Here is a 2,872-nt window from a genome sequence, read left to right on the forward strand (position 1 = left end):
TCCGATCTTCAGAAGCTTTCCTGCTGTACCATTGGTTCCTCCAAACAGCAGGGATACGATTGGCTGTGCAAGAACGGCTAAGCCTACTGCACAGGGAACAGAAATAAACATGGAAAGCTGCACTGTCTGATCAATTTTTCTTCTGGTTTCTTTTACTGCGCCTGTAGCATAAAGAGCCGAAACCTCAGGAATCATAGAGGTGGGCGCTGCACTGGAAAGGGTCAGAGGAATATTGATAATACTCATAAAATAAGTTGCATACTCTGCATACATCATACTTAATTTGTCTGCATCTGCTCCCTGTGTTCCGAGAATTTCCGAATAAAGAACACCGTTCAGATACCCATTTACATTATAGATAAATGCGCTGAGAATGATCGGAGATACGATCAGCATGATCAGTTTCAGGATATCCCCATATGATTTTTCTCTGTGTCTCCGGTCACTTTTTACTCTGGCGCGGATGCCTTTCCGGTTCATTCCGTAGACCATCATCATAAACAAAAGCGCTGTCACGACTCCGGCTGTTGTTCCAACTGTTGAGCCGGCAGCTCCCCATTTTGCCACCTGTTCCGGCGTTCCATCTGAAATATTTTTGATAAAAAGCCATGCTGCAAGAAGACTTACAATAGCATTAAAAATCTGTTCAAGAATCTGAGAAACAGATGTGGGAAGCATATTTCTGTATGCCTGAAAATATCCCCTGTACACGCCGAGAATTCCCGAAAGGAATATGGTAGGGGATAAAATCTGCAAAGCCAGAACTGCATTGGGCTGATTGCGGGGAATAATAAATCTGGCGCCAAAAAGGCAGAAGAGAGCTACTGCTCCGCCTACAACAGCCGCATAGATCATAGACCCTCTGAATATTTTCTGTGCGTTTTTGTAATCTCTTAACGCAATCCTTTCTGAGATCAGCTTCGATACTGCCTGAGGAATACTGAAAGATGCGATCATCAAAAGGATCATATAGGCATTCTGGGCAAGGCTGATATAGCCCATTCCCATATTCCCTACAATGGAGGATAAGGGACTTTTATACAACAGGCCGATGATCTTGGATATCATTGCCGCGATCATCAAAAAGGAGGCATTTCTTACAAGATTATTCTTTTTTCCCATGATGTCTCCTTCACACCTGATCTTTATTTTCGATCTGCCAGTCAACTGGTTCCAGACCATTTTCTCTTAAAAATTCATTTGTTCTGCTGAAATGTCTGCAGCCGAAAAATCCTCTGTAAGCAGACAGCGGACTGGGATGCGGAGCTTCCAGGATCAGATGTTTTGGATTGTTCAGCATGGATTTTTTCATCTGGGCCGGACGTCCCCAGAGAAGAAATACAATGGGTCGGTCCTGTTCGTTGAGAATACGGATGGCTGCATCTGTAAACTGTTCCCAGCCAATTCCTCTGTGTGAATTGGCCTGATGCGCCCGCACTGTAAGCACTGTATTCAACAGAAGCACACCCTGGCGCGCCCATTTTTCCAGATATCCGTTATCCGGAATATAACAGCCAAGATCATCATGGAGCTCCTGATAAATATTTACAAGAGACGGAGGGATCTCCACATCTTTTTTTACGGAAAAACACAGACCGTGGGCCTGTCCGTCGTTATGATAAGGATCCTGTCCCAAAATCACCACTTTCACCTCACTGAGCGGTGTAAAATGAAATGCATTAAACATATCTTCTGCAGGAGGAAAAATCTTTCTGGTATTATATTCCTGCATTACTGTTTTGTATAATTTTGCATAATATGACTGGTGAAATTCGCCTTTCAGCGCTTCCAGCCACTCTCCTGACAAAGGAGCCATAACTGTCACCTCTTTATCTTCTTACTGAAATTCCTTTTTCTGCCAGGTAGTCTTTCACCTGACCGATTTCCAGTTCTTTGTAATGAAATAATGACGCAGCAAGAACTGCATCTGCTTTTCCTTTTGTAAACGCCTCATAAAAATGTTCCAGAGTGCCGGCTCCCCCTGAGGCGATTACGGGAATATTCACTGCATCCGCCACTGTCTGAGTCAGTTCCAGATCATATCCGGCTTTTGTACCGTCACAGTCCATGCTGGTTAAAAGTATCTCTCCTGCGCCAAGCGCTTCCACCTTTTTTGCCCACCAGACAGCGTCTATTCCTGTATCCAGTCTTCCGCCATGCTTGTAAATATTCCAGCCTCCGTCATCTCTTCGTCTGGCATCAATAGCAACTACCACGCACTGACTTCCGAACTTTTCCGCAGCCTCTGTGATCAACTGTGGTCTGTCAATTGCCGCAGAATTTACAGAAATCTTGTCCGCGCCTTCTCTGAGAAGCTTCTTAAAATCATCTACGGTGCGGATTCCGCCGCCTACGGTAAAGGGAATAAACACACTGGAAGCAACTGCCCGTACCATATCTGTTACCGTATCTCTGTTTTCGCAGGAAGCTGTAATATCAAGAAACACCAGCTCATCTGCTCCTGCCGCATCATAAGCTCTGGCAATTTCCACAGGATCTCCGGCATCCTTCAGGTCAACAAAATTTACACCTTTTACCACCCGTCCCCGGTTCACATCCAGGCAGGGAATGATTCTTTTTGTAAACATATCATCTCTCCTCTCTGCCAAGCTCTGCAAAATTCTTCAGAATTTCAAGTCCGTATTTTCCGCTTTTTTCCGGATGAAACTGACAGGCAAATACATTGTCTTTTTCTACAGAAGCATGGATCTCCGTACCGTATCCGGTTACTGCCTTTACAATTTCCGGCTCCTGTGCCTGAAGATAGTAAGAATGTACAAAATATACATACGTATCCTGAGGAATATTCCGAAACAGTCTTCCATTGTTCTGAAGCTGCAGGGAATTCCATCCCATATGAGGGATCTTCAAG

At 44.5% G+C, this 2,872-nt stretch carries 4 protein-coding genes; all 4 read right to left on the reverse strand.

The annotated features are described in order from the left end of the window. A partial coding sequence (locus tag WJ238_RS03880) for a polysaccharide biosynthesis protein (protein WP_337606206.1) occupies positions 1 to 1,122 on the reverse strand: 1,122 nt, incomplete at its 3' end. A gap of 10 nt (positions 1,123 to 1,132) precedes the next feature. Then, positions 1,133 to 1,816, reverse strand: coding sequence for a uracil-DNA glycosylase (gene ung, locus WJ238_RS03885; RefSeq protein ID WP_022066846.1), 684 nt, complete (start codon positions 1,814 to 1,816; stop codon positions 1,133 to 1,135). 13 nt (positions 1,817 to 1,829) lie between these two features. Continuing rightward, the gene (gene hisF / locus WJ238_RS03890) at positions 1,830 to 2,588 is read right to left on the reverse strand and encodes an imidazole glycerol phosphate synthase subunit HisF (RefSeq protein WP_147600033.1); all 759 of its coding nucleotides are present in this window, start codon (positions 2,586 to 2,588) and stop codon (positions 1,830 to 1,832) included. A gap of 1 nt (position 2,589) precedes the next feature. After that, positions 2,590 to 2,872, reverse strand: a 283-nt coding sequence (gene hisH / locus WJ238_RS03895; protein WP_337606207.1) for an imidazole glycerol phosphate synthase subunit HisH, incomplete at its 5' end; no start/stop codon positions are given.

It is taken from the genome of Claveliimonas sp., assembly GCF_037273965.1.
Taxonomy (GTDB): Bacteria; Bacillota; Clostridia; order Lachnospirales; family Lachnospiraceae; genus Claveliimonas; species Claveliimonas bilis.